Raw genomic sequence first — 6,507 nt, forward strand, 5'->3', positions numbered from 1 at the left:
CTTAACGGGCAGTAAAACTCCGACTTCAAGATTCGAGAGAAGCAAAGAAGATAAGTGGGAGATAACTGCCCGTAAAGATCCGACGAACGATTGACGTCCAAGTCAGGCGAAGCCACAGGATGTGGCGCGTTTTGAGCGTGATAAGTCTCGCTAACCATCAGTGGGGGATGAAGAAAACCCCCACTGATGGAAGTCTCACTTTATGGTAAACATCGCAGAAAAAGTTGTCATTATTATGGGGGCATCAAGTGGAATTGGTGAAGCAACGACCAAGAAACTTGCACAGGAAGGAGCAAAACTAGTTATTGCGGCTCGGCGAGAGGATCGCTTGAAAACTCTAGTTGAATCATTACCAAATGCTGATATTACCTATGCTGTTGCAGTTGTATGAAATAAAGAGGAAATTCAATCAGCTGTTGAGTAGCAGTCAAAAAATATGCTAGGGTAGATGTACTCTTCAACAAAGCTGGATTCGAGCAAACAATACAAACAGACCACCTGTATTTCATAGACACATTTAATGAATACAGGTGGCTTTTATTAATTAGTAATGGAAATCTCTATTTTATTGTTTTTATGAATATCTTCCGTTCCGGCTTCCAATGCAGTCTTGTAATATAAACATTTATGCTCGATGAGTTCCATTGTTTTTTTTAGTTCTTCCACCTGTGCTTCTACACATGCTTTTCTTTCCATAAACATGTCATATCTTTGCTGCAACGTGGAATCCCCATCAGAACACCAATCAATGAAATTTTTAATCTCCTTAATAGGCATCCCAGTGGACTTCAGACATTCAATTACTTTTAAAGCGCCGATATCGGATTCTTTAAACAATCGTGTTCCGTTGGATGTCCGTTCAACAAAAGGCATAAGTCCCTCCTTGTCGTAGTAACGCAAAGTATATGCTGTAAGGTTCAATTCTTTTGCAACTTCGCTGATAGAATATGTCTTCATCATGTATCTCCTTTTCTTTTTTTTTATCCCACCTTAACGGGCAGTAAAACTCCGACTTCAAGATTCGAGAGAAGCAAAGAAGATAAGTGGGAGATAACTGCCCGTAAAGATCCGACGAAGGACAGGACGTCCAAGTCAGGTGAAGCCACAGGATGTGGCGTTCCTGAGCGTGATAAGTCTCGCTAACCATCAGTGGGGGATGAAGAAAACCCCCACTGATGGAAGTCTCACTTTATGATATAGACTTCGAGTTAACTCTATGGTTAGAAGGGATTGTATCACGGTATTTGCTGGATGTCAAAGTCACCTTATAGAGAAAGTAGAAATTGATTCTGTTTAACGGATATATACCTACTTAAAAAAGAATGTAGCTGGCTATAGTCTCTATTGATAGATGATTTGAACCTGTATGGACATGGATTTTTAAAAAGAATAAACTAATCTCTTGACCTAGAGTTAACTATAAGGAGTAACATTATTTTGTAAGAGAAAAAAGTAGGGATTGAAATGAATGAAGGGTAATTTTAACCTGAGTTCTTTATTTAAATCCGGTACAAGCGCATTCTCTTGAAAATATAAATTACAGGAGGTTTTTTTATGATAACTGCTAAAGCACGAGCTGTTGACGGTCCAGATAAACCCTTTCGAGTTGCTGAAATTAAACGACGCGATCTTGATTTACATGATGTTCTGATTGAAATTAAATATGCAGGAATATGCCATTCTGACATCCATACTGCTCACGGCGAATGGGGTGACGTGAACTATCCTCTCGTACCTGGACACGAGATTGCGGGAATTGTCACGGATGTAGGAACCGAGGTAACAAAGTACAAGGTCGGTGACCGGGTAGGGGTCGGATGTATGGTTGACTCCTGCGGCGAATGTGAGAACTGCCGTAAAGGAGAAGAGCAATACTGCCTCAAAGGAAATATCCCTACCTACGCTGGTGTCGACAAATACGGTGAGCCAACTCAAGGTGGCTATTCCACCCACATTGTCGTAACTGAGGATTTTGTAGTCAGAATTCCTGATAACATTGAGCTTGATGCTGCAGCACCATTACTATGTGCAGGTATTACGACATATTCGCCACTAAATCATTGGCAAGCTGGTCCAGGTAAGAAAGTAGCAGTTGTTGGTATGGGTGGTCTTGGTCATATGGCTGTCAAGATTGCACATGCCATGGGTGCAGAAGTTACCGTTCTGTCTCAATCATTGAAGAAAAAAGACGATGGCCTGCAATTCGGCGCAGACAACTACTATGCCACAAGTGATCCTGAGACATTTAATAAACTTGCTAGTACTTTTGACTTGATAATTAACACGGTAAGTGCAAAAATCGACATTAATGCTTACCTCTCACTGTTAACGCTGGATGGTACTCTAGTAAATGTTGGTGCGCCTGCAGAGCCATTGGCATTAAATGTGTTCTCTCTTATTCCTCATCGCCGTTCATTTGCAGGTTCGATGATTGGAGGCATCCGTGAGACTCAGGAAATGTTGGATTTCTGTGCAAAACATAACATTGTTCCTAAAATTGAAGTGATTTCGGCTGATCAAATTGACGAAGCATACGAACGCGTTTTAGCTTCAGATGTGAAGTATCGATTTGTGATCGACATTAGTACAATGTGAGTTTCAAAGATAAATTCTCTTGGTAATTTCGAGGATATCCAAAAAGCCTATCTTTTTGGATATCCTTTTTGACACCTTTGAAAATTGTAAAAGAGGGGTACATTAAATTGAACAGGAGGTTTGCTTGATTTTAATCAATATGTGAACTATTTCACTTCCACTAATGGGTGCAAGAGTTTAAGATCCGGCTTGAATAGCCGGTTTTTTTTATTCAACTAAAGTGGAAGGTTAGTTCAACAAGCAATAAAAAATCAAAAAAGCAAAGGTATTATCTACCTTCGCTTTCCTTGCGAGTGATTCTGTTAATTCTCCATATCAAATACTCTGTTTGTATCTGGGCAAACACCAACCCGATTAAAGATGAATATAAAACAGTTCCAAAACCTCTATCCAATATACGATATTATTTTAGTAATCTCATCTTGATTATTTAGTTAAATCGTTCCTATCCTGCATGGAAGGTGGTTCTTCAAGCCAACCATTTTTCGCCATGATTTTTCCACCGTCCCGCCCATAAGTTAATACGTCTTTTGCTGTATTAACCATTATTAGTGGGAGGTCACTACGTAAACTAAATGCTGTTCCTAATGCATTGGCACCTAAACCAAAGCCACAAAATATGCTGGTACAATACATCATGAGTTTATCAGAAAAAGGAGCTACCTTTGAATCTGTTGCATTTGCCCCCCATGTTGAAGGTGGCTGAATATCACTTTGAAGAAATAATTGTGTATAGTCAGTTACAATTTTTTTTGCTAATTCTTTTCCCTTTATGAAATATTTTTTTACTTCAGGTTCATTTGCCACTTGTGCGAATCCTGTCATCATTTGCATTCCAATAATATTGGATTCAATTGCATTATATAAGTGTGCTATTTCAACTGTATTCAATGCTCTCTTTTCAGAAAATAAGTTAAAACCACTCATATAATTGGTCCCATCTGCAAACTCCACAGACTTTGGCATGGATACAGCAGGAGGACGTGGTAAAACATCTTTCTTTTGCAAATAGTCTACACATTCATCGTAAACACTCTGGGTAAAGGCGGTTAACTCCTTGTAAAAAAGCACAATATCTTTGCGATATGCCATATTCATGTGGAGTGTATGCAATCCCATGCTTATTGAACTAATAAGACGACAAAACATAATATCAAACATATTGTCATACAGCTTAGGTACGCCAATATTAACATCTTCCTCTTTGAATCCGATTGGAATAACTGCCCCTTCATTTTTGAAGATGGCTTTTATATCCTCAACATAGTTAATCACTTTCATATGAGCATCTTGCATAATTTCTTTGGCTTGATTGTCATCAGCTTGTTCTATAAAATATTCAAGAATTCTCTGTACCATTGTTTTTTGTTGATAGGTCAACCACAAAGTTCCTAATTCACTTGAACTTAAAGCCTGTTTTTGGTTCATAATTTAAGCCTCCATTTACTGTATTTACTAAAACAATAACCACTTTCATTGAACCTTAATTCGCATTAACATACACTTTAAAAGATGTCCAATCAATAAACCTGGGAATAAAGACAAAATTGGAAGCCACACAGGTCCCAGTAATATTTGTCCTAATTTTAGTGCAGGAGAGTAGATAAGCCCAATCGTTACAAAATAAGCACTAAATACAAAAGGAAGATAGGAATAAGGAGGAGTTTCTCCTTCGGCATCTTTATACGCATCCCACATAGCAAACATATAAAGACAGGGATAAAACATTAGCCATTGGTAATTTGTTGCTTCGATTGCTTCTCTAATGTTTCCTTGAAAGCTATGCAAAATCACAATATTAAAATGACTATTAACATTAACGAGCAACTCCAAGAAAATAAAAACGATACCTTTAACAAATTTTCTGTTTAATAACTGAGCAAAGCCTGGGAGAGCAATACTCCACAGAATAGCTTCTAACTTATCAGTCATAATCATATTGTCCTTATAATTAGTAATAAATTTAATATTTACTACAAGAGAAATAATATGTAGTAAATGTATTTATTCTTCAATCCTTCTTCAACTAAATGGGTGCAATACTTGAAGATCAGAACTGTCATTTTGACGCTCTTGTTGTGCTAACAGATAGGATAATCGAAATAGTTTTTTAGAAAATCGGGTCATAATAGTAAATATTGAGTTATTAGGAGATAGAGGATGAAAATCAGGAAAGAGAAAAAGAATGGTCAGGGCGGCATTTTTAAAGACATACTTATTGAAATTCGAGATTCAATCTTATTTGAATTAGTTTGGAACATCTTAATGTTTATACCAAGAATGATGATTCGTTTAATCAAGAATATATTTAACTAGTCTAAATGAGTGCGATTCTTTAAAGGTATCGCCTTTTTTGGTTTGATTAACGAAGCAGATTGTGAAGTATAGTACTTAAAGTAACGGGTGCGTGGGGAATTGATCCCGTCAACTAAACTGTCCGCCCCCTACTTGTAGAAACATGTTTAGTTTAATAAAACATAGAACAAAAAAGGCACTCATTAGCGAGTGTCTTTTTTTGTTGTGTATCAAAAAAATGGAATTTTTGGACCCAGTTGATAGTAAAGAATATAAAGATGCTACCGCACTGAGCAATAAAGTAGTATTGAAGATCAAAACAATTTCTAGCTAACAAAAAAAAAACTATTTACTGACTAGATAAATAGTTTTTTGTTATGGTGTCTAAATTTAAATCCAATTTACGTATTTGAGGCCATAAACAGAGCCAACTGTCATAAGAATTGACCAAATGACTAAACTGACTCCCATCCAAGTGATTACTCTAATTCTAGATGAACCAAGCAAAAGAGCTGTTAAAGCAGCTAAATCTGTTCCAAGTAACGAGGGTGAAAGTAAAGAAAACACTGGAAGACCATATTTTTCCCAAATATGTCTGGCTCTAGTTTCTCTTTTTGAAGGTTCCGATTTTCCTTTTTTTTCTCTCCGTTTGTTACGCCATTCAGAAATTTGTCTAAAAAACATTGCAAAGACTAAAACCATAATAAAATTTCCTGAAAAAGCAATAATCCCAACGGCTACAGGTGACATCTCCAACACAATACCTACTGGAATAATATAAAAAACATCCAGTAATGGTAATATTGATATTAAAAATAAAGCGATGTATTGCCAAATTCCATCTGCTTGTTGAACCCATTCAACCATCTGAACACCCCCTTGTAAAATAACAAAAATTTCTCTCTCTTTACCTATTATACAATTGTAATAAAAAACTTCTTATTCCATTAAAGGATGCGATTGTGGAACAACATAGGTAGAAAATAATTAAACTTTATTTCAAAGCAACAACAGTGCCACTAAAGTCTGGATCATTAAGAAATCGGTCACGGAATTTGAGTCATCGTGACCACATTGGCTCTGTTTCCATACTCTTTTTTTAACGAACACCCAAAAGAATTCCCCTTCCTCAAGCGTGTGAAGGGTGTAGCCCAACGGTAGGGAGGGGATGAATTTTGGTCAGGCGACAGACTGAGGGGTTGCATTTGTGGAACGTATGTTCTAAAAAGAGGTAAAATATAAAGGTGGTGACGACAATGTTATTGAATCAAAAATACGAAATCTTTCCAAACGAAGAACAGAAGGAAATACTAGATCGTTGGCTACAATATTGTCGTCAAACCTATAATTCAGCTCTTTTGGATAAACAACGTAAATATCGCAAGTCAAAAGAATCTTATCATCGTAAAGATATGCAAACACAACTAAAAATGGATAAAAAGAAATATCCGTTCCTAAAAGAAGTACCATCTCAACCGTTGCAGGAAGTCTTTCTACGTCTAGAAAAAGCATTTGATGGTTTCTTTCGTAAGGAGAAAAACTATCCAAAACAGAAAAAATACAAAGATTACACGAGTATGACCTTTCCTCAATTTGGGTTCAATGCAAAAGGCAATC

The 6,507-nt window shown here is 36.8% G+C and carries 8 protein-coding genes; 4 read left to right on the plus strand and 4 right to left on the minus strand.

The window, feature by feature from the left end; translation table 11 throughout:
* Positions 1 to 202: 202 nt before the first annotated feature.
* Entirely contained in the window at positions 203 to 391 is a 189-nt protein-coding gene (locus K9V48_RS26655) for an SDR family NAD(P)-dependent oxidoreductase (protein ID WP_224142104.1), read from the plus strand.
* 149 nt (positions 392 to 540) lie between these two features.
* Here K9V48_RS26655 and K9V48_RS26660 read toward each other — a convergent pair whose 3' ends face one another.
* Entirely contained in the window at positions 541 to 957 is a 417-nt protein-coding gene (locus tag K9V48_RS26660; RefSeq protein WP_224142105.1) for a MerR family transcriptional regulator, read from the minus strand.
* A 597-nt stretch (positions 958 to 1,554) separates the two neighbouring features.
* Between K9V48_RS26660 and K9V48_RS26665 the strand changes: the two genes are divergently transcribed.
* Positions 1,555 to 2,595, plus strand: coding sequence for an NAD(P)-dependent alcohol dehydrogenase (locus tag K9V48_RS26665; protein ID WP_224142106.1), 1,041 nt, complete (start codon positions 1,555 to 1,557; stop codon positions 2,593 to 2,595).
* 426 nt (positions 2,596 to 3,021) lie between these two features.
* On the opposite strand, the gene K9V48_RS26670 is transcribed toward K9V48_RS26665, so the two are convergent.
* Positions 3,022 to 4,023 carry a DUF3231 family protein gene (locus tag K9V48_RS26670; protein WP_224142107.1) on the minus strand — a complete coding sequence of 334 codons (1,002 nt, stop codon included), beginning with the start codon at positions 4,021 to 4,023 and terminating at the stop codon, positions 3,022 to 3,024.
* 45 nt (positions 4,024 to 4,068) lie between these two features.
* Positions 4,069 to 4,527 (minus strand): hypothetical protein, encoded by a 459-nt coding sequence (locus tag K9V48_RS26675; protein WP_224142108.1) that lies wholly within the window; start codon positions 4,525 to 4,527, stop codon positions 4,069 to 4,071.
* Between the two features lie 228 nt (positions 4,528 to 4,755).
* Here K9V48_RS26675 and K9V48_RS26680 point away from each other — a divergent pair, with 228 nt between their 5' ends.
* On the plus strand, positions 4,756 to 4,911 hold the full coding sequence (locus K9V48_RS26680) for a hypothetical protein (RefSeq protein ID WP_224142109.1): 156 nt from the start codon (positions 4,756 to 4,758) through the stop codon (positions 4,909 to 4,911).
* 369 nt (positions 4,912 to 5,280) lie between these two features.
* Here K9V48_RS26680 and K9V48_RS26685 read toward each other — a convergent pair whose 3' ends face one another.
* Positions 5,281 to 5,757: a small multi-drug export protein gene (locus K9V48_RS26685; RefSeq protein ID WP_224142110.1), complete on the minus strand. Its 477-nt coding sequence runs from the start codon at positions 5,755 to 5,757 to the stop codon at positions 5,281 to 5,283.
* A 389-nt stretch (positions 5,758 to 6,146) separates the two neighbouring features.
* On the opposite strand from K9V48_RS26685, the gene K9V48_RS26690 reads away from it, so the two are divergent.
* A partial coding sequence (locus K9V48_RS26690; protein WP_224142111.1) for a helix-turn-helix domain-containing protein occupies positions 6,147 to 6,507 on the plus strand: 361 nt, incomplete at its 3' end.

The organism is Metabacillus rhizolycopersici (assembly GCF_020075705.1).